Source organism: Pseudarthrobacter sp. NPDC058362, assembly GCF_042723515.1.
Taxonomy (GTDB): domain Bacteria; phylum Actinomycetota; class Actinomycetes; order Actinomycetales; family Micrococcaceae; genus Arthrobacter.
This window is the reverse complement of the sequence record NZ_JBHXIW010000002.1, coordinates 227,880-246,354: the sequence shown is the minus strand read 5'-3', so window position 1 is coordinate 246,354 and position 18,475 is coordinate 227,880. Positions and strand designations below refer to the sequence as shown.

The 18,475-nt window shown below is 66.6% G+C and carries 17 protein-coding genes; 11 read left to right on the top strand and 6 right to left on the bottom strand.

The genetic code is table 11. The features are described 5' to 3' along the window. Positions 1-69 precede the first annotated feature (69 nt). The 5 genes from ACFWIX_RS05720 to hisC form a co-directional block, all read right to left on the bottom strand. A complete protein-coding gene (locus ACFWIX_RS05720) occupies positions 70-1,404 on the bottom strand; it encodes an APC family permease (RefSeq protein WP_377215150.1) in 1,335 nt (444 codons plus the stop codon). A gap of 180 nt (positions 1,405-1,584) precedes the next feature. Beyond that, positions 1,585-2,043 (bottom strand): hypothetical protein, encoded by a 459-nt coding sequence (locus ACFWIX_RS05715; protein ID WP_377215149.1) that lies wholly within the window; start codon positions 2,041-2,043, stop codon positions 1,585-1,587. A gap of 553 nt (positions 2,044-2,596) precedes the next feature. After that, positions 2,597-3,142, bottom strand: a complete 546-nt coding sequence (locus tag ACFWIX_RS05710; RefSeq protein ID WP_377215148.1) for a GIY-YIG nuclease family protein — start codon at positions 3,140-3,142, stop codon at positions 2,597-2,599. A gap of 668 nt (positions 3,143-3,810) precedes the next feature. Beyond that, positions 3,811-5,223, bottom strand: coding sequence for an amino acid permease (locus ACFWIX_RS05705; protein WP_377215147.1), 1,413 nt, complete (start codon positions 5,221-5,223; stop codon positions 3,811-3,813). A 57-nt stretch (positions 5,224-5,280) separates the two neighbouring features. Next, positions 5,281-6,378 (bottom strand): histidinol-phosphate transaminase, encoded by a 1,098-nt coding sequence (gene hisC, locus ACFWIX_RS05700; protein ID WP_377215146.1) that lies wholly within the window; start codon positions 6,376-6,378, stop codon positions 5,281-5,283. A 93-nt stretch (positions 6,379-6,471) separates the two neighbouring features. Between hisC and ACFWIX_RS05695 the strand changes: the two genes are divergently transcribed. From ACFWIX_RS05695 to ACFWIX_RS05685, 3 genes are all read left to right on the top strand, one after another. After that, complete coding sequence (locus ACFWIX_RS05695; protein WP_377215145.1) at positions 6,472-6,975, top strand: Lrp/AsnC family transcriptional regulator; 504 nt, start codon at positions 6,472-6,474, stop codon at positions 6,973-6,975. Between the two features lie 65 nt (positions 6,976-7,040). Next, positions 7,041-7,478: an SRPBCC domain-containing protein gene (locus tag ACFWIX_RS05690; protein ID WP_377215144.1), complete on the top strand. Its 438-nt coding sequence runs from the start codon at positions 7,041-7,043 to the stop codon at positions 7,476-7,478. Positions 7,479-7,630: 152 nt separating this feature from the next. Then, positions 7,631-9,289 carry a thiamine pyrophosphate-binding protein gene (locus ACFWIX_RS05685; protein WP_377215143.1) on the top strand — a complete coding sequence of 553 codons (1,659 nt, stop codon included), beginning with the start codon at positions 7,631-7,633 and terminating at the stop codon, positions 9,287-9,289. A 24-nt stretch (positions 9,290-9,313) separates the two neighbouring features. Here the strand turns inward: ACFWIX_RS05685 and ACFWIX_RS05680 are convergent, their stop codons facing one another. Continuing rightward, positions 9,314-10,483 carry an MFS transporter gene (locus ACFWIX_RS05680; RefSeq protein ID WP_377215142.1) on the bottom strand — a complete coding sequence of 390 codons (1,170 nt, stop codon included), beginning with the start codon at positions 10,481-10,483 and terminating at the stop codon, positions 9,314-9,316. A 154-nt stretch (positions 10,484-10,637) separates the two neighbouring features. Between ACFWIX_RS05680 and ACFWIX_RS05675 the strand changes: the two genes are divergently transcribed. The 8 genes from ACFWIX_RS05675 (at position 10,638) to ACFWIX_RS05640 (ending at position 18,471) form a co-directional block, all read left to right on the top strand. Beyond that, positions 10,638-11,219: a TetR/AcrR family transcriptional regulator gene (locus tag ACFWIX_RS05675; protein ID WP_377215141.1), complete on the top strand. Its 582-nt coding sequence runs from the start codon at positions 10,638-10,640 to the stop codon at positions 11,217-11,219. A 94-nt stretch (positions 11,220-11,313) separates the two neighbouring features. Continuing rightward, on the top strand, positions 11,314-13,005 hold the full coding sequence (locus tag ACFWIX_RS05670; RefSeq protein WP_377215140.1) for an alpha/beta fold hydrolase: 1,692 nt from the start codon (positions 11,314-11,316) through the stop codon (positions 13,003-13,005). 121 nt (positions 13,006-13,126) lie between these two features. Beyond that, positions 13,127-14,056: an NADP-dependent oxidoreductase gene (locus ACFWIX_RS05665; protein WP_377215139.1), complete on the top strand. Its 930-nt coding sequence runs from the start codon at positions 13,127-13,129 to the stop codon at positions 14,054-14,056. 152 nt (positions 14,057-14,208) lie between these two features. Next, on the top strand, positions 14,209-14,895 hold the full coding sequence (locus ACFWIX_RS05660; RefSeq protein WP_377215138.1) for a hypothetical protein: 687 nt from the start codon (positions 14,209-14,211) through the stop codon (positions 14,893-14,895). Between the two features lie 75 nt (positions 14,896-14,970). Continuing rightward, positions 14,971-15,522 carry a DM13 domain-containing protein gene (locus ACFWIX_RS05655; RefSeq protein WP_377215137.1) on the top strand — a complete coding sequence of 184 codons (552 nt, stop codon included), beginning with the start codon at positions 14,971-14,973 and terminating at the stop codon, positions 15,520-15,522. Between the two features lie 30 nt (positions 15,523-15,552). Beyond that, the gene (locus ACFWIX_RS05650) at positions 15,553-16,086 is read left to right on the top strand and encodes a methyltransferase family protein (protein ID WP_377215136.1); all 534 of its coding nucleotides are present in this window, start codon (positions 15,553-15,555) and stop codon (positions 16,084-16,086) included. Positions 16,087-16,159: 73 nt separating this feature from the next. Then, positions 16,160-17,866, top strand: a complete 1,707-nt coding sequence (locus tag ACFWIX_RS05645) for a SulP family inorganic anion transporter (RefSeq protein ID WP_377215135.1) — start codon at positions 16,160-16,162, stop codon at positions 17,864-17,866. 95 nt (positions 17,867-17,961) lie between these two features. After that, the gene (locus ACFWIX_RS05640; protein ID WP_377215134.1) at positions 17,962-18,471 is read left to right on the top strand and encodes a hypothetical protein; all 510 of its coding nucleotides are present in this window, start codon (positions 17,962-17,964) and stop codon (positions 18,469-18,471) included. Positions 18,472-18,475: the final 4 nt, after the last annotated feature.

Sequence of the window (18,475 nt, the reverse complement as noted above, 5' to 3'; positions counted from 1 at the left end):
CTGCCCCAGCGCTATCCTCACGAGTGTTCCTTACCTTGACCCAAAAGCCACGCTACAACCAGGACAGGCTCAGGACGCGGCCTCGGCCGTCGCCTTCTCCGTAGCCGTCATCTCCGGCGGCGCCGCCTTGAAGCCCCGCGTAATCAGCGCCAGGACCACGATGCCCAGCACCAGCCAGGACACCCCCAGCGTAATGGCGTTGCTGTCCAGCTGGGAGAGCAGGTAGGCGCAGATGACGGCGCCGATCACCGGGACCACCACGTAGGACACCGGGTTCAGCTGCTGCCCGGCCCGCCGCTGGCGCACGTAGTGGAACACCACCGAGGCGTTCACCAGCGTGAAGGCGGTGAAGGCACCGAAGTTGATGAACGACGTCGACGTGGCCACGTCCAGGAAGATCGCGATCAGGCCCACGATGCCGGTGACCACCAGGTTCACCACCGGGGTGTGGAACTTCTCGCTGAGCCTGCCGAAAATCGCCTTGGGCAGCACCGAGTCGCGGCCCATCGCGTACAGCAGGCGGGAAGCGCTGGCCTGCGCGGCGAGGCCGGAGGCGAACTGCGCCACCACCAGGCCGGCCAGGAACACGGCGCCGAACAGCTGCCCGCCGATCTGCAGGGCGATGGAGCTGGCCGCGGACGCCGAGTCCTCGAACACGCCGCCGGGGTGGACAAGCTGGGTCACGTAGGACACGACCACGAAGATGCCGCCGCCGGTCAGCGCCACCAGCATGATGGCACGCGGCACTGTCCGGCGCGGATTGATGGTTTCCTCGGTGAGGGTGGTGACGGCGTCGAACCCCAGGAACGAGTACGCGGCGATCGCTGCGCCGGCGGAGATGGTGGCGAAGCTGGCAGTGTCGTTGAAGAACGGCTGCCCGCTGGCCAGTCCCCCGGCACCGTTGGCGGACACCACGCTGCCGATTGCCAGTGCCACGAAGAACACCAGGACCAGCAGCTGGAACGCCATCAGCACGTAGTTGGCCTTGTCCGCCACCTTGATGCCCAGGATGTTCAGCAGCGTGGTGATCACGATGAAGCCCACAATCCAGACGCCGATGGGGATGCCAGGAAGCTGTGCGCTGAGGTAGGAGCCGCCGATCAGCCAGATGACCATGGTCAGGAAGAGGTAGTCCAGCAGCACGGCCCAGCCCACCAGGAAGCCCACGCGGGGATCGATGGAGCGGCGGACGTACGTGTAGGCGGACCCGGCCACGGAGTAGGCGATGGCCATCCGGCCGTAGCTATGCGCGGTGAACAGGATGGCCACCAGCGCCACCAGGTATGCGGCGGGCGCGGCGCCGCCGGTGGCTTCGGCGATGATGCCGAAGATCCCCAGGACAATGATCGGGGTCAGGTATGCCAGCCTGAACAGGACCAGCACCAAGCTCTCTCGCCATGCCAAGCCAGCAGAACGGGTCGGCCTAGCAAACCGGCTTCTCGAGAAACTGAAGACAGAGGACCGCATCCTCGAAGGCCCTAGCATCAGCGGAATGCTGGTGATTGGCAGTGTGCAAAACGACTCCGAACGTCTAACTTCACGTGAGTTGCGGAGAGAATAGGAAGTTCAGACGAGACGTAGGGCTTAAGCCAATACCTTGCGAGTCGAATCTTCGAATGCAGCCTGGGCTTGCGGCAGTATTTCGGTGAAAACCACTGTAAAATTTTCCCGATTCTTGTTGTCTACCGAGTCAAAGTATTCCTGAGCGGCTCCAGCAAGCTTGGGATACCCCAGCCTAAAGCTCGCTAAAATAGAAAGCATTTCGTTTCGCAAAGCGTTCCGTTCATGAATGTTCATAGTTGATTCTGCACGTTCAAAATCAGACTCCATCGCCTTTCGGCGGAGCCGGCCCTGCCGATCATCGTAAATGTCGAGATTCATGCGAGCAATTTCCGCTCCCATAATCAAGAAGCGCGTCGATATTTGAGTTAACTCCGTGCGCCTAGCCCGCTTATCATCCCTGCGGCTCTGTATAAGCATAGAGACTAGAGCCCCGGCAAAGCCAAACAGGGCGCCCAGCAGGGCAGCATATAATTCCGTCACATTTCCCCTTCAATATCGGCTTACAGCCTTCGCAACTGCGGCATGAGAATCATGCCTGATGCTATCGAACTTAGACAGGGCCTGATGTAACGTCCTCCATCCGAGACAGAGTGACGAAACGATGTGGTTAGATAATCGATTGAGCACCGAGTTCCAGACGTGAGGCGGCCGGACCTGTTGTATGTCTCCCCCATTCCCATTTTGATCAGCGAGGCGGTTACCACTCAGCCCTCGACATGTCTGATCTCCTGAACTGTTCATCGATGTTCGAGCGTCCGTGTCGTCAAGGCATACCCATAAACTGGCGTGTGCGGTCCCAGCGCCTGCCACATCCTTCAAGGCATAATGAATTGACCGAGCGGAGGCTCGCCGTACGAATCCACTACACAGCCGAGAAACTGCAGAACTCCAACCACAATCACGCGCTTGTGTCAGCCCTCCGGGCCGGCAACGCCCTCGATGCCGGCCACCAACAACGAAGAGCCGCTTATGAGGATGGTGAGCCTGTGTTTTGGGCAGGCGGGTGTTTTCTCAGTGCAAGTGCACGGCAACGCTAGGAACCCTGCTGGATAGCTCGTCTAAGCTCAACGCGTTGCAGCTCCAGGAGGGTCTTATAGGGGCTTCCGACAGCCTTCTGGATATTCAGCGGGGAAAGGAGATGCCCGATAATCATCGTCTCGATGGAGTCGACGTCGCCGGGGTCAACCACGGCGTGTGTAAACGAGAGATAAGCCTTCATCCATCGCGTAAGTTCATTCTCGGCGTCAGCACTGAGTTTCAGCTTCCCGCCCTGGACCCTTGCACCTGGAAGTAAATCAAGCTCCTTATACAGGAGGGCAGCCAAAGAAAGCCTTGGTGAAGATTGGCCTATCCGCCTGGAGTGCCGCCTGCGGAATCGCTGTGCAAGGTTCGTCTCAGCCAGGCCCACATACAGGGGCTGACGAAAATCAACAGGCGGAAAAGCCGCTGGATAGTAGCGCTCCAGTTCTCCAGCAAGGTCCCACCATGCATACACTGCCGAGTCATGAACCCTAAAAAGGGTGTCCATTGGCTCGGGCTCGTTCGCGAGGAGGCTCTTCTGCGCTTCAGTCCATCTCATTCTGCACGGCCTCCCTCCCGATCCCTTGAACTGAAGCCTAGACACTGCGGAGAACTAGATCCAGTGGAGAGGAAGGCACCTCAGACCCGAAATGTAGGCCCCCTATGCTAGGGCACTTTTTCCATGGCCGGGTTTTTCGGACGATCGAATTCAAGCTCTCCGAATTCAGGGAGATCCAAGAGCTGGACCGCCCCTCAGAGACCAAGGAAAGCAATCAGCGCGCCTTCCGCCGCATGGTGGCCGGCGGACGGGAGCACCGGAGACCTACTTCACCATCGCCGAGTTTCATTCCTTCGAGTCGGCACTGGAAAATTCAGGCAGGCCGGATACGTCGAAGTTGGCCCGGGAAAGTCCGGTTGATCATGGATGCGGTAGGCGCCCGCCTGGAACCAGGCGAAATCCTGCTGGCCCCTCCACGGACCAGCTGGACGCCTCTTTCCATGACCGCCGATGCTTTTTGGCGATGGAGATCGGCGGCGTCGTCTCGCACAGAGCAGTGGTGGATGTTGCCGATGCCGCTATCCAACTACGCGATCGTCAGAGCATTGCCATGGACGGGGCCACCGGAATTACCTGATGCGGTGTCTTTTAACCAGCGAAAGGCGCGCCCGGGAAGCCGGACGCGCCCTTTCTTGTACTGAACCCGCCGGGTTCTAACGCGCGCTGATTCAGTCGATGAGCACCGGCTGCTTGTCACCGTCCGAAGATTCCACATGCGACCGAGCGTGCCGGTTCCGGTGGTTCAGCCAGTTCGCCACGGCCAGAACTGCCACGAGCGCGAAGGTGCTCAGCAGCTGGGGCCGGGAATCCTCGCCGATGAAGCCCACCGTGAAGATCGCTGCGAGGATCACCAACCCAACCACAGTGAGCCACGGGAAGCCGGGCATCCGCAGGGGAAGCTCCGTTCCCTCCCGGTCGGCGCGCAGGCGCAGCGCGAGCTGGGCCAGGAGCGCGGACGTCCACACCAGCAGGCACGTGGAACCAACAATGTTTAGCAGGACGCCGAGCACCATTTCGGGGAACGCCATCTCCAGCACCACCGTGACCACGCCGAAAGCAACGCTGGCCAGCACCGCCACCACCGGGACCCGGGCCTTGGACACCGAGGCCAGAACGCGCGGCGCCTCACCGCGCTCGGCCAGGGAGTACGCCATCCGGGAAGCACCGTAGAGATTGGCGTTGAGGGCGGAGAGCAGTGCCGCCACGGCGACCAGGGTGATGGCAGTACCGGCGCCGGGCATGCCGGCAGCCTCCAGCACCGCGGCAAACGGGCTCTTCAGCCCCTCCGAACCCACGGGGACCACTGCCGCGATCACGAAGATGGCGCCGATGTAGAACACCAGGATGCGCCACAGCACCGTCCGGACTGCCTTCTTCACGCTGCGGGCCGGCTCAGCGGTCTCAGCTGCCGCCACGGACACGATCTCCGTGCCGCCGAATGCAAACGCCACCACGAACAGCGCCGTCGCAATCCCGCTGAACCCGTTGACCGCGAACCCCTCCCCCATGAAGTTCGCCAGCCCCGGCGACTGCACGCCCGGCACCAAGCCGAACAGCAGCGCGAAGCCCACCAGCAGGAACACGACGATCGCCGCGACCTTGAGCAGGGCGAACCAGAACTCGAACTCGCCGAAGTTCTTCACGCTGGTCAGATTCACCGCGGTGAGCACCACGATGAACACGAAGGCCATCAGCCACACCGGCAAGGCCGGGAAGATCGTAGCCAGCAGCCCGGCCGCACCCAGCGCCTCTGCGGCAATCACGACGACGAGCTGCAGCCACCACAGCCAGCCCACCGTGGCGCCGGCCACCGGCCCGTAGGCCTTGGCGGTGTAAACGGAGAACGCGCCGCTGTCCGGGTTGGCGGCGGCCATCTCGCCGAGCGCCCACATCACCAGGATGATAAGCGTGCCGGCCACGAGGTAGGAGATCAGCACCGCCGGGCCGGCGGCCTGGATGCCGGCGCCGGAGCCGATGAACAGGCCCGCGCCGATCGCGCTGCCCAGGCCCATCATGGTGAGCTGCCGGGGTTTGAGGGCCGCGCCAAGGGCGCCGGCAGACGTCTTCGTCTGGTGTTCCATGGAAATTCCTCTGAGTTGTAGGCGGAACGGAGTTGGGGTTTTGGGTCAGTAAAGGTCTCAGGCCGCGTGGGCTGCGAGGAGCCGGAGCACGCGGTCGTTGGAGGCGGGGTCGGCAACGGTGATCCGCACGCCGTCGGCCGGGTAGGCCCGGACCAGGATGCCGGAACCGTCAAACGCATCCACCAGCGTGGCCAAGCGGTCGCCATCGGCGCGGATCCACAGGAAGTTGCCCTGGCTTGGCTGCAGCCTCCAGCCCTGCGCCTCCAGCGCAGCGGCCATCCGGCCGCGCTCCTGCTTCACCAAGGAAACACGCGCCACCATCTCCTCCCCCGCGTCCAGCGAGGCGATGGCCGCCTTCTGCGCCAGCGCGCTCACGGCGAAGGGCAGGGCGGTGCGGCGCAAGCCTTCGGCGATTGCCGCCGTCGTAATCGCATAGCCAACGCGCAGGCCGGCGAGCCCGTAGGCCTTGGAGAAGGTGCGCAGGATGCAGACGTTCGGGTACCGGCGGTAGAGCGCCAGGGAGTCGGGGCCGCTGCCGGCGTCGGCGTATTCCACGTAGGCCTCGTCGATCACCACCAGGACGCTGGACGGCACGGCCTGCAGGAAGGCCTCGACGCGGTCGTGGCTGATCGGCACCCCGGTGGGGTTGTTGGGCGTGCAGAGCAGGATCACCTTGGTGCGGTCCGTGACGGCCGCGGCCATCGCGTCCAGGTCGTGGCCCTCGGCGTCGTCCAGCGGGATGCGGACCGGGCGGGCGCCGGCCAGCTCCACCAGGATGGGGTACGCCTCGAAGGAGCGCCACGCGAAGACCACCTCGTCCCCGGCGTCGCACAGTCCGGTGATGATCTGCTGCAGGACGCCCACGCTGCCGGGCCCCACCGCGACCTCCTCGGCGGTGACGCCCAAGTGCCGGGCCAGCCGTTCACGGAGTACGACGGCGGCGCTGTCCGGGTAGCGGTTCATGGTGCCGGCCGCGTCGGCCACCGCAGCGGCGGCAGCGGGCAGCGGGTCGTAGTGGCTTTCGTTGCTGGCCAGGGCGGCGATGTCCGCGCCGGCACTGCGCCGGCCGGGGACGTAGGCCGGAAGCCCGGCCACGGCGCCGCGAAGGGTGGGCAGCGCGGTCACAGTTTCGGCCAGGAGTTGTTCAGGGGTCATGAGGATCGATCATGGTTGTGATCCCGCGCACAATGCAAGATACCCTGAAGCCATTGGGACTTCTGCTCAACCTCTATTACTTCTGGTGAAAATATGACCATCACGCCCACCCGTACCCTCGATCCGCTCGACGGCCGGATCATCCTGGCCCTCGACAAGGACCCCGAAGCCAGCGCCCTGGCACTCTCCCGGACCCTCGGCGTCGCCCGCAATACTGTCCACGCCCGGCTGGCGCGGCTGGAACGCAGCGGCGCGCTCCGCACCTTCAGCCGCAGGCTGGACCCCGCCGCGCTGGGCTACGAACTCACGGCCTTCCTCTCCCTGCACATCAGCCAAACCCGCGCCGGGTCGGTGGAAGACGGCCTGGCCGCGATCCCCGAAGTCATCGAGGTGCACGCCACCGCCGGCGACGCGGATCTCATCGCCAAGGTGGTGGCCCGCGGCACCAGCGACCTCTACCGCATCACCAACCAGATCCTGGAGATCGATGGCATCCAGCGCACCAGCACCGCCATCTCCGTCCTGGAACTGATGCCGCCGCGGTTCGACGGCCTCCTGGCCCGGCTGACCGAGCAGGAAGCGCGCACAACGCAGTGATCAGGCATGCGCATGGGTCCCCTCGGCCTCTCGCCTCCGTGTGCCGACGCGCGCATACTGGACCCATGGCAACCTATCGCCTGTCCACCTTCGTCGCCGCGCCGCCCGAGCGGGTTTTCGCCACCTGGACCGATCCCGACCGGTTTCCTCAATGGATCGGCGGAGTCACCGGCGTGACCGACCGCGTCGGCCCCAGCGATGAAGCCGGCAGCCGCTACACGGTGCACTTCGGACGGATGACGAGCCCCACCGAGATCCTCGCGGTCGAGCGGCCCCGGCACATCCGCACCCGCTTCGGCAACGCGATCCTGAAGGGCGAATCCGATGTGACATTCACCGCCGAGGGCGCCGGCACCCGCATCGACCAGATGTTCGTGACCCGCGGGTTCGTGTCTGCGATTTTCGGCCGGATCTTCGCGACGGGGTCATATCGGGGCAGCTTCCGGGGCGAGCTGGAGGACTTCCGCAAACTCGTCGAGCGAGAGGCGCTGGGGGAACAGTAGCCGCCCGGTCAGCGCTGCAGGCCCCACGACTGTGAATGAGTGATACGGACCACAGCTGGGCATATTCTCAGTTTCTTGATTCTCTGCTGCCAATAAGCCCACTCGAATGTTGGGGTGTTGTCTGTCTGGACACCTAGGCGCAGGATTCCTGCATGACTTCCCTCACCGTTTCCGGCCGCGTGGCACAGGTTCTCAGCAGCTATGTCAGCGACGTCTTCGGCGTCATGGGCAACGGCAACGTCTACTTCCTGGACGCCGCGGAGCAGCTGGGCCTGCGCTTCACCGCCGTCCGGCACGAGGGCGCCGCAATCGCCGCCGCCGACGCCTACTACCGCACCTCCGGACGGCTCGCCGCGGGCACCACCACCTACGGCCCCGGCTACACCAACGCGCTCACTGCCGTGGCCGAGGCCGTCCAGGCGCAGATCCCGGTGGTGCTGGTCACCGGCGACGCCCCCACCAGCGGCGCCCGGCCGCAGGACGTGGACCAGGCGGCCATCGCCGCCGGCCTCGGCGCGGCCACGTTCACCGTCACCCGCGACGCCGCCGGCGCCGTCACCCGGCAGGCGGTGGAGTACGCACTCACCCGGCGCACCGCCGTCGTGCTTGCCATCCCCTACGACCTCGCCGCGCTCGAGGCTGCGGACGAGGACCTTCCGGAGCCATCCGTTGTGGAGGTGACGGACGACGGCGGCACGGACCTTGCGCGGGTGGCCCGCCTGCTCGCCGGGGCGCAGCGGCCGCTGATCTTGGCCGGGCGGGGTGCGCACCTCGCCGGCGCCGGCCCGGAACTCCGCGAACTCGCCGACCGGCTCGGCGCACTGACCGCCGGAACCGCCCTGGCGCTCAACCTCCTCAATGGCGAAGGGTACCTGGGCGTGGCCGGCGGTTTCGGCACCGACACCGCGGCCGGGCTCATGGGCGAGGCCGACGTGGTCCTGGTGGCCGGGGCGAGCCTGAGCCCCTTCACCCTGCGGTTCGGGCACCTGCTCGGCCCGGATGCCACCGTGGTTCAGATCGACACGGCGGTGGAGCCGACGAATCCGCGGGTGGACCTGTTTGTTCAGGCGGATGTGAAGGCCGCTGCGTCACGGCTGTTGTCGCTGGTTGATGGTGAACTCGCGGCGGCTGGCTGGCGTACGGAAGCGGCCCGGCGCCTGGCCACCGGGCCGGGGCATGAGGCCGGATCCGCAGAGACTCCCGACGGCCGGCTGGATCCGCGCGCCCTGGCCGCCGCGCTGGATGCCGTGCTGCCGGAGCGCCGCACGGTGGTTCAAGACGGCGGCCACTTCATCGGCTGGGCACCGATGTACTGGAACATCCCGCGGCCGCAGGACCTGGTGATGGTGGGGACCGCGTTCCAGTCCATCGGGCTGGGACTCGCGAGCGCCGTCGGAGCTGCCCGTGCTGTCGAGGACGGCCGTACCCTGGTGCTGGCCTCGGGCGACGGCGGGTTCCTGATGGGCCTGTCCGACCTCGAGTCGCTGATCGGTGCCGCACGCAGCGCGATCGTGGTGATCTACAACGACGCCGCCTACGGAGCCGAGATCCATCAGTACGGCTCCCAGGGCCTGACCGAGAAGCCAATGCTGATCCCCGAGGTGGACTTCAGCGGTGTGGCGCGGGCGCTTGGTGCGGAGGCCGCCGTCGTCCGCTCGCTTGGTGACCTGTCCGCGCTGCAGGACTGGATCGACGCCGGCGCTCACGGGACGTTTGTGGCCGACTGCCGTATCACCTCCTCCGTCCGGGCGCCGTGGCTGACCGAGTGGATGAACGCGTCCAAGGCGGCGAAAGCGGCTGTGGCGGGGTAACCCTCTGTGGGGAATGCCAAGGCATCACGCAGTGGGTTCACCGACGACCGCCCTATGCGAAGACGCACGCACTACCAGCGTTGTCGCGCTGAGCAGTGACGCCCCAGCGGCGGCGACCAACAGCGGACCCAGACCCAACACTGGAATCAGCGCGCCCGCCACCGCCGGGGCCGCGACCGAGCTGAGCGCCCCCACGATGAGGCAGGCCGTGAACGCCTCGCCTGCGCGCCCTGGCACCAGTTCGGCGGTCCAAATCGCGAGCACCGCGGATCCTGCCATGTACCCGGCTCCGAAGATGCACCCCGAGACCGCTGTAGCAGCCAGGGAATCGCCGGCCAGCCCGAGCAGCGCCAGTGCTGCACCTACCGCTCCAAGGCACAGTCCGCCAACCCTCGGACTGCCCATCCGGCGCGCGAAGGTTCCGGTCGCCACGCCCACCAGGCCGCAGATGCCGATGCCCGCATAGAACGCCGCGACCGCTCCCGCGGGGAGGGCGCCGCTGTCCAGGACGTCGGCGGCGTAGGTGAAATAGATGACGACGGCGGCAAAGTAGGCCACCGAATAGGCTGCCGGACCCCTCAGCGCTGCAAACAGTGACGAGGTGGCGTGACGGGTGGCCACCCGGCGGGCCGGCCAGGTTTTCGGTACCAGGCGAAGATTCAGAAGCGCCGCGGCCACCGCAGCCAGGGCGGTGCCCACCCAGATCAGTCGCCACGATCCCAGCAGCGCCGCGACGGACAGCCCGCCCAGCAATACCAATCCACCGCTGGTGCCGGTGGTGATGACCGCCAGCGCCCCGGGCTGCTCCCGCAAGGGCACCGCACGGGTCACGATGTCCGAGTAGGGTGCCCAGACCAGACCGCCGGCGCTGCCGGCCAGGATGACCCCCGCGGCGAGCAGCCCGGGAGACTCCGCGAATGCCACGGTCACCGCGCCCAGGACACCACAGGCTCCGCCCATGGTCGTCGGAGCACGCGAGCCATACCGGGCAGCGAGGCGCCCAGCCAACAGCAATCCAGCCAGGTATCCGGCGAACGTTGCGCTGGCAATGATGCCGAGCACCAACTCGGACAGGCCAAGATCTTCGCGGATGTTCGGCAGCGTCAGACCGTAGGCGTAGCGGGCCATGCCAAACGCGACTCCGACTACCGCCGCTCCGGCCAGGCCGATTCGACCGCCAGCTGAAAGCCCCATACAGCTTCTCCTCACTGTGGCAGAGCGCCTTCGCTGCCGCCACCGACTCACACGGGCCCGTCTGCCGCGTTGAATTTCTCCCCCGAAAGGTTGTAACGCTCGTTACGCTAGAGCAAAACTGTCGTTCTGTATATGGGTTGCCTAGACTAACGGGATGACTATCGGCCAGCGGTCCCCTGCACGCACCCGACTGCTCGAGGCGGCCGACCAGGTACTATTCGAACGCGGCATCCGGGACACGCCCGTGGACGATTTGCTGCGCCAGGCGGAGGTCTCCGCGGCCACCCTGTACACCCATTTCGGCAGCAAGGATGGCCTGGTTGCCGAGGTGCTGCGGGTCCGCCTCGCGGACTGGCAGAGGGCCTGGGACCAGCACATCGTTGCGGCCGACAATGACCTGGACCGCTTGCTCGCGGTCTTCGACGCCCTGGCCTCCTACCGGGACACCCAGGGCCATCCGTCACGCTGGTGCGCATTCCTGGCCGCCGCCAGCGAGCTCCCCCAGGCCGCGGACGAAATCGGTGAAGTCCTGGCTCAGGACACCGCCCTGCTCTCCGACCGCCTCCTGCACCTGTCCCGCCCGCTTGCCGGTGAGGGCGCGCAGGACCTGGCCCATGAAGTGCTTGTGGCCTACACCGGGGCCCTGGCCGGATTCCTCCGCGGCTCCCCCCGCTCCCCGATCGACGTGGGCCGCCGCCTGGCCCACGCAGCAGTCCAGGCCCACAGCCGCAACTGACGCATCCATCTGCCGCCCCGCCTGCGCGTTCCCGTGGAGGAGCGCGTCCTGAATCCGCCCCCGCCTGGTAGCTTCCCGGGCGTACCCTGAAGGTGTGGACCCCGGCGTCGTCGACCTCCGGCTCCGGACGGGTATCACGGTGCCATGCCTCGTCGCGGGCGACGCCGACGCCCCGCCGGTGCTGCTGTTGCATGCCTGGGCCGAATCCCGCTGCAGTTTTGACCGGCTGATCCCCCTCCTGTCCGGCTTCCGGGTTTACGCCCCCGACTTTCGGGGCCAAGGGGACGCGGACAAACCGGAGGCCGGCTACTCCCTCCGGGAACAGGCCGAGGACGCCGCGGCGATCCTCGACGCGCTTGACGTACGGCGGGCCTTCGTCGTCGGTTCCTCCAGCGGCGGCTACGTGGCCCAGCAACTCGCCGTCGCCCATCCTGGCAAAGTGGCCGCGCTGGTACTGGCGGGTTCTCCCCTAAGCCTTCAAGGAAGGACCGAGTTTGCCGACGAAGTGGACGCGCTGGCGGACCCCGTCGACGAGGACTGGGTCCGGGATTCGCTGACCTGGTTTCCCCTGCAGCACGAGGTCCCCCGATGGTACGTCGAGGACAGGGTGCGTGACGGGCTCAGGATGCCCGCCCACGTGTGGAAAAGCATCCTGGCCGGAAGGATTGATGCTTCCGTGCTGAAGATCTACCCCCGCGTGGGGCACCTGGTCCTGTGGGAATGCCCGAACCGGGTCGCGGAGGATGCTGCTGCGTTCTTCCGCTCGCATGCCCTAGGACCTGGCCAGCCCGGCCCGGACCACACCGCCGGCTCGCTGGCTGGCCGCGTCAAGGCGGCCTACGACAACCTTCCGCTGCCATTTCCCGTCGTGGCCGCCATGGCCGCGGACCTCCTCCTTGCCCGGCTCCGCCCCATGCCGCTTCCCGGGTCCCGTGCCCTGCACCGGGCGTCAGGGACCGCACTGGTGATTGCCGGCGTCGGGCTTAACGCCTGGGCGCTGGCGGAACGGCGGCGCAACTCACCGGGCCCCTTCGCGCTCGAACGGCCGGAGGAACTGGTCACCAACGGCCCTTACGCGTTCTCCCGCCACCCCATGTACGTGGGCTGGTGGCTTATCGAACTGGGTGCGGGAACACTGGCCGGCTCATCCTGGGTCCTGGTGACCATGCCGGCGGAACTCTTAGTGGAACACCCCGTGGTCCGGGAGGAGGAAGCCACCCTGGCGGGACTCTTCGGGGCCTCCTACCGTGACTACGCGGCGAAGGTGCCGCGCTACCTGGGGCGTGCCGGACTCCCGAACCCACTCACCACCCTACGAACAGGAGCGATTATCATGACGGAGCGGCACCTCACCGTACGGCGGCAATCGGCAGCATCCGCAGCCTCCATCTGGGCCGTGTTGGCCGATTTTCCGAACCTCGCCCGAGTCTGGGACGGCATCAAGCCGTCGGAAGGCATCGGTGGCCGGACGGCAGGCCTGGGAGCCCGCCGACGGGTCCGGCTGTCCCCGTTCGGCAGCATGGTTGAAACAGTCACCGCCTGGAAAGAGCACCAAGAACTCGGCACCGTGAATAAGCCATCGGCGCTGGTGCCGTTCAAACAGGCGCATTCCAGGCTTACCCTCGAGCCTGCCGGCAGCGGAACATCCATGACCTTCCACTACCGTTACGTGCCCAGGGGCGGGCCCTTGGGCACACTGACCGGCATCGCGATCGACAGAATGCTGACAGCAACATTCACGAGCATGCTGGCTGCCATCGACAAAGCGGCCGTCAAGGCAGGCTAAGGAAACGGCCGCCTGGCTCCAGCACGGGACCAGGCGGCAGGCAGCGTTAGCCGGCAGTGCGATACCCCACTTTGTAAAGCTATCTGGAATAGTGGCGCGCGGCTTCGTGGTTGTCGCAGTCATGAAGGCAATTACTTACAGCACATACGGAAACCCCGACGTTCTCGAATACGGCGACCAGCCGATGCCGAAGGTCGGACCCGGAATGGTCCTGGTCAAGGTCAAGGCAGCCGCGGTGAACCCGGTGGACTGGAAGATCATGGCCGGCGGCCTCGACGCCGTCATGGACTTGCAGTTCCCCGCCATACCCGGCTGGGATGTGGCCGGGGTGGTGGAGTCGGTGGGGATCGATGCCCGGCAGTTCCAGCCCGGCGAAGAAGTCATCGCCTACGGCCGCAAGGACTACGTCCACGGCGGAAGCTTCGCCGAATACATCGCGCTGCCGGAACGTCTCCTCGCCCGGAAGCCCTCCGCGCTCGACTGGAATGAAGCGGCCGGTCTGCCGCTCGCCGGCCTGACCGCCTATCAGGTCCTGAACCGGCTTGGCCTGACGTCCGGCGAGACGGTCCTGATCCACGGCGGCGCCGGAGGCGTAGGCTCCTTGGGAATCCAGATCGCTGTGGCCATGGGCGCAAGCGTCATCGCCACCGCTTCCGAGAAGAACCACGAATTCCTCCGCTCCCTGGGCGCCGAACCGGTTGCTTACGGGGAGGGGCTGGCAGAGCGTGTCCGCGCGCTGCGCCCCGGCGGCGTGGAGGTCGTTGCCGATTTTGTGGGCGGAAACCTCGAATCAACTTTGGCGGTCCTGGCCGAAGGCGGTCGGCACGCGTCCATCGCCGACAGTGAAGTGGAAGAGCACGGCGGGCAGTGGATGTGGGTCACCCCCGTGGCTGCCGACCTGCAGGAACTGGCGGACATGGCGGAGAGTGGCAAGCTCCGCGTGGAAGTGGCTCAGACATTCCCGCTGGAAAAGGCCGCGGACGCGTTCCGGTCCAACATGGAGGGGCACACGCGGGGCAAGATCGTGATCGCCGTGGACCAGGGCTCCTGAACCGCTGAGGAGGAGGGTCGCCCGGCACAGAAGGTTGCCGGGCACCCGGGCGGATTGGCAGCCCAGCCAGCGCGCCGCCGTCGTAATTTCGACGACGCTACGGCCATCCGCCGCCCCTTGTGCATCCCGTCGCCGGGGTCTACCGTCATCCCATGGCTCGGCGAATTCGCGGAGATGCAACGGCGGCGGCCGTCATGACAGCAGGATCGGCCACGTTCCTAGCCGGGGCTTTTATGCCAATCTCAAAGGTGTACGTCGAAGGTGATCCGCGGCGCAAACTGGCCATCCTGCTGGCGGACCCTGTGCAGTGGAAGGCCCAGCAACTGCTCCTCGCCGGAGGCACAGCTGTGATGCCCGTCGGCGTCGTGCTGCTCGCCCGCAACTGGCGTGCGGGCAACGAAGAGGGAAGTGAAGAACTCATCAGGGGGCAGCGGCTCAGCCGGGGCGCTGCAGTTCTTCTGGTGGCGGGAGCGGGCCTGTTCCTGGGTCATCTCAAGGAGCGGTACCGGGATCCGGCGGCCTTCGCACTGGGCCATCAGCCTGCGTGGCCCTTCCTCGGCTACATGTGGCTGAGCCTGGCCGGCATGGCTGCCCTCGGCGGCGGACTGCTGGTCCGCGCGACCGCCCCTGCCGTTGCCCTGCCGCGGGTCCCGCGCTGGCCCGGCCGGCTCAATGTGGGTGGCGCCGCAGTCCTTGGCACCGTCCTGGCGGCCACCGGTGACTTGCCGCCCCTGCTGGTCTACGGCATAGAGCTGGCCACCGGAGTGGCGCTGATACGGCATCTCCGCCGGAAGACGCCGCCCGAACTCATTGCCGAACATTCGACGACATGGACGTGAACGTACTTCCTTCCACCCGGCGTATCCAAGAAGCTGACGTGGAACAGCGGCTCCGCTCCGGACGTTGAACTTGGTATGAGGCGGCGCATACTCATCCCGGTTGCAGCCCTTGCGGCTGTCATCGCTCTCGCCGTGGGGCTCTACCTGTTCCAGCCTTGGCGCCTCTTCACCAGCTCGACGGTGGTGGAAGATATTCCGACCGTCGCCACGCCTGCAGCCACGCCCCCCGTTCCTTCTGCCACTGCCTCCCCCGACGTCACTGCCACCCCGGCCGCTCCACGGGTACTGGCAACCGGCAAACTCATCAGCCATGAACACACCAGCTCGGGAACCGCGAAGATCCTGGAACTCCCCGATGGGAGCCGGATTCTCCGGCTCGAGAACCTGGACACATCCGACGGCCCCGATCTGCGTATATGGCTCACCGATGCCCCGGTGCTCGAAGGAACCGCTGGCTGGTACGTCTTCGATGACGGCGCCTACCTCGATCTGGGCGCACTCAAAGCCAACAAGGGCAGCCAGAACTACACCATCCCGGCCTCCGCCGTGCTGGGTGACTACAGCTCGGTCAGCATCTGGTGTGCCCGTTTCGCCGTATCCTTCGCCGCAGCCGAACTGAACCCGTAAAACCGTTCCCCGCGGGCGTACGCTGAATTCATGGCAGCCGACGTCAGCCCTGTGCGCACCCTGGCAACGAAGGTGAGGGCGGCTTACGACAACCTCCCCCTGCCGGCGCCCGTCGTCGTAGCGATGGCCCTCGATGTTCTCCTTGCCAGGCTCCGCCCCTTGCCGCTTCCGGTCCCGCGTGCCGTGCACAGGTCCGTGGGCGCGGCACTGCTGATGACCGGCGTCGGGCTGAATGCCTGGGCCCTGGCTGAACGCCGGCGGCGCTCGGCGGGCCCGTTCGAGCTGGAGCGGCCGGAGGAGCTGGTAGTGACCGGCCCGTATGCCATGACCCGCCACCCGATGTACGTGGGCTGGTGGGTTATCCAACTCGGCGCGGGAACCATGGCCGGTTCAGCCTGGGTCCTTGCGCTGCTGCCGGCCCAGCTGCTGGTGGAGCATCGTTCCGTCCTCGACGAAGAAGCAACGCTCGCGGAACTGTTTCCGCAGTCGTACCCGGATTACACGAAAAGGGTTCCACGCTACCTCGGTCTCCCCCGCGCGCAGGCTCCCGGGGCCGGTACCTAAGCGCCGCCGTCGTACGCTTCCCGCACCCCAACCATGGATGGCGGGCGCGCGCAGGATGGGCCATGATCGGAGCATGAGCGGCTCCGGAACACCACGATCCCGGTGGATCCCGCCGACCCTGCGCGGCTACAAGATAGGGTGGCTGCGGCACGACCTGGTGGCCGGCGCCGCACTCTTCGCGGTCCTTGTCCCCGCAGGCATGGCCTACGCCCAGGCCGCCGGGCTGCCTCCCGTCACCGGCCTCTACGCCACCGTCGTCCCCCTGATCGTCTACGCCATCGTCGGACCGTCACGGGTGCTGGTGCTGGGGCCGGATTCGGCGCTCGCCCCAATGATCGTGGCCGCGCTGCTTCCCCTGGCCGCCGCCAACGAACAACGATCCGTGGCCCTGGCGGGACTGCTGGCCATCCTCATCGGCGCCATCATGCTGACCGGAGCGGCGCTGCGGCTGGGCATCGTCACGGGCCTGCTGTCCAAACCCATCCGGCTGGGCTACCTCAACGGCATCGCCCTGCTGGTGGTGGCGTCCCAGATCCCCACGCTGCTGGGGATCCCCGTCGACGGCGAGACGCCCTGGGACAAGCTCTTCGCCGCCCTGCCGAGAATGCTCGCCGGCGAAACCAACATGGTGGCAGTGCTGCTGGGTCTGGCCTCGCTGGTGCTCATCCTGGTCCCGCGGTGGCTGAAGTGGAAGGTCCCCGGGGTGCTGATCGCCGTCGTCGTCTCCTCTATCGCCGTGGCCGCGCTGGGACTGCGCGACGACGTCAAGGTCACCGGAGCGCTTCCCCAGGGCCTCCCGGCGCCGGCCCTCGGCGGCATCGGCTGGGCCGACGTCGTGACCCTGCTGCCCGCCGCCGCGGGCATCGCCCTAATCGTCTTCGTGGACACCGGCACGCTGTCCCAGTCCCTGGCCGCGGCCCGGAACGGCAAGGTCTCCGGCAACCACGAAATGGCCGCGCTGGGAGCTGCCAACGCAGCCAGCGGCCTGTTTGGCGGCTTCCCCATCTCGGCCAGCACCTCCCGCACACCCGTGGCGGTCGAATCCGGGTCGAAGTCCCAGCTCACGGGCGTGGTGGGCGCCCTCCTGGTCCTCGGCTTCATGCTCGCGGCGCCCGGGGCCACCGAGTTCCTCCCGTCCACCACCCTGGCCGCCATCGTGATCGCCGCGGCCGCAGGAATAGCCGACCCCGCGGGGGTGCGCCGGCTTCTGGGGATGAGCCGCAGCGAATCTCTGGTGATGCTCGCGGCGTTCCTGGGCGTCATTGTCCTGGGCGTCCTGCCGGGCATCGTGGTGGCCGTCGGCCTGGCCATCCTCGACTTCCTGCGGCGGGCCTGGGACCCCTACCGCGCCGAACTGGTGGACGTGCCCGGCGTCCCCGGCTACCACGACGTAAGCCGCCACCCGGAAGGTGAACGGGTCCCCGGCCTGCTGATCCTCCGCTTCGACGCACCGCTGTTCTTTGGCAACGGGGCCCTCCTGGGTTCTTTCGTGCGGGACCAGCTGGACGAGGCCCCGCAGGGCACCGAACGCGTGGTCCTGGCGGCGGAACCCATGACCGGCATCGACACCACCGCGCTGGACGAGCTCATCCAGCTGGACGAGTGGCTGGCACGGCACGGCGTGGACCTGGTGTTCGCGGAGCTGAAAGGGCCGGTCAAGGACAGGCTGCTGCGGTACGGAATGGGGTCCCGCTTCACCCCCGAACACTTCTACCCGACCGTGAGCGAGGCGGTGCGCGCATTCCAGCGGGAGGGCGGGTCCTTTCCTGGCTTATCGTAAGGAACCGACTGACACGATATTGCGAATCAGGTCAGTTACCGCGGCGTCACTGGGCATCGTTAGGAAAGAGGGTCCGGGAGGCGCATAGTGGGGAGATGACAGGTCCTTATACCCGCGGCGATTCCTGCAGCAGCGAGGCTTCCCGGAAACACATCGGGCAGGCGCTGGCGAGCTATGGCGCAACGGACGTTGTGTTTACGCAGCGGGGGAACCGGAGTGCCATCGGCTTCAGGGCTGACGCCCGGCAATTCCGGATCGTCATGCCCATACTGCAGTCTGAGGGCGCCCTGGCGATCCGAGGGGACATCGCGGACAGCCGGCTCCGCGAAGCGAACGCGAAAATCCTGGAACGGGCCAACCGCAAATCCTGGCATGCCCTGGCCCTGGCCATAGACGCCAAGCTCGGTGCCGTGGCGGCGGGCGTTGCCACCCTGGAATCGGAATTCCTGGCCCACGTGGTCCTCCCTGGCAACCATACGGTGTTTGAGGAACTCGAATCTGTCATCGACTCGGCCTACCGGTCCGGCCGGCGTCCGTCATTGGGCGGCCCCGATTCTGCTGTGCCCCACGCAGAACCGCAGGCCGCCGGTCAAGCGGTCCTTTAACGAA

Bases quoted from the DNA above. Each gene is read 5' to 3' on its own strand.
- ACFWIX_RS05665 (WP_377215139.1), top strand. From the start codon at position 13,127: ATGAAGGCAATTACTTACAGCACATACGGAAACCCCGACGTTCTCGAA.
- ACFWIX_RS05690 (WP_377215144.1), top strand. From the start codon at position 7,041: ATGGCAACCTATCGCCTGTCCACCTTCGTCGCCGCGCCGCCCGAGCGG.
- ACFWIX_RS05650 (WP_377215136.1), top strand. From the start codon at position 15,553: ATGGCAGCCGACGTCAGCCCTGTGCGCACCCTGGCAACGAAGGTGAGG.
- ACFWIX_RS05705 (WP_377215147.1), bottom strand. From the start codon at position 5,223: ATGGAACACCAGACGAAGACGTCTGCCGGCGCCCTTGGCGCGGCCCTC.
- ACFWIX_RS05680 (WP_377215142.1), bottom strand. From the start codon at position 10,483: ATGGGGCTTTCAGCTGGCGGTCGAATCGGCCTGGCCGGAGCGGCGGTA.
- ACFWIX_RS05660 (WP_377215138.1), top strand. From the start codon at position 14,209: ATGGCTCGGCGAATTCGCGGAGATGCAACGGCGGCGGCCGTCATGACA.
- hisC (WP_377215146.1), bottom strand. From the start codon at position 6,378: ATGACCCCTGAACAACTCCTGGCCGAAACTGTGACCGCGCTGCCCACC.
- ACFWIX_RS05645 (WP_377215135.1), top strand. From the start codon at position 16,160: ATGAGCGGCTCCGGAACACCACGATCCCGGTGGATCCCGCCGACCCTG.
- ACFWIX_RS05640 (WP_377215134.1), top strand. From the start codon at position 17,962: ATGACAGGTCCTTATACCCGCGGCGATTCCTGCAGCAGCGAGGCTTCC.
- ACFWIX_RS05655 (WP_377215137.1), top strand. From the start codon at position 14,971: ATGAGGCGGCGCATACTCATCCCGGTTGCAGCCCTTGCGGCTGTCATC.
- ACFWIX_RS05685 (WP_377215143.1), top strand. From the start codon at position 7,631: ATGACTTCCCTCACCGTTTCCGGCCGCGTGGCACAGGTTCTCAGCAGC.
- ACFWIX_RS05675 (WP_377215141.1), top strand. From the start codon at position 10,638: ATGACTATCGGCCAGCGGTCCCCTGCACGCACCCGACTGCTCGAGGCG.
- ACFWIX_RS05710 (WP_377215148.1), bottom strand. From the start codon at position 3,142: ATGAGATGGACTGAAGCGCAGAAGAGCCTCCTCGCGAACGAGCCCGAG.
- ACFWIX_RS05695 (WP_377215145.1), top strand. From the start codon at position 6,472: ATGACCATCACGCCCACCCGTACCCTCGATCCGCTCGACGGCCGGATC.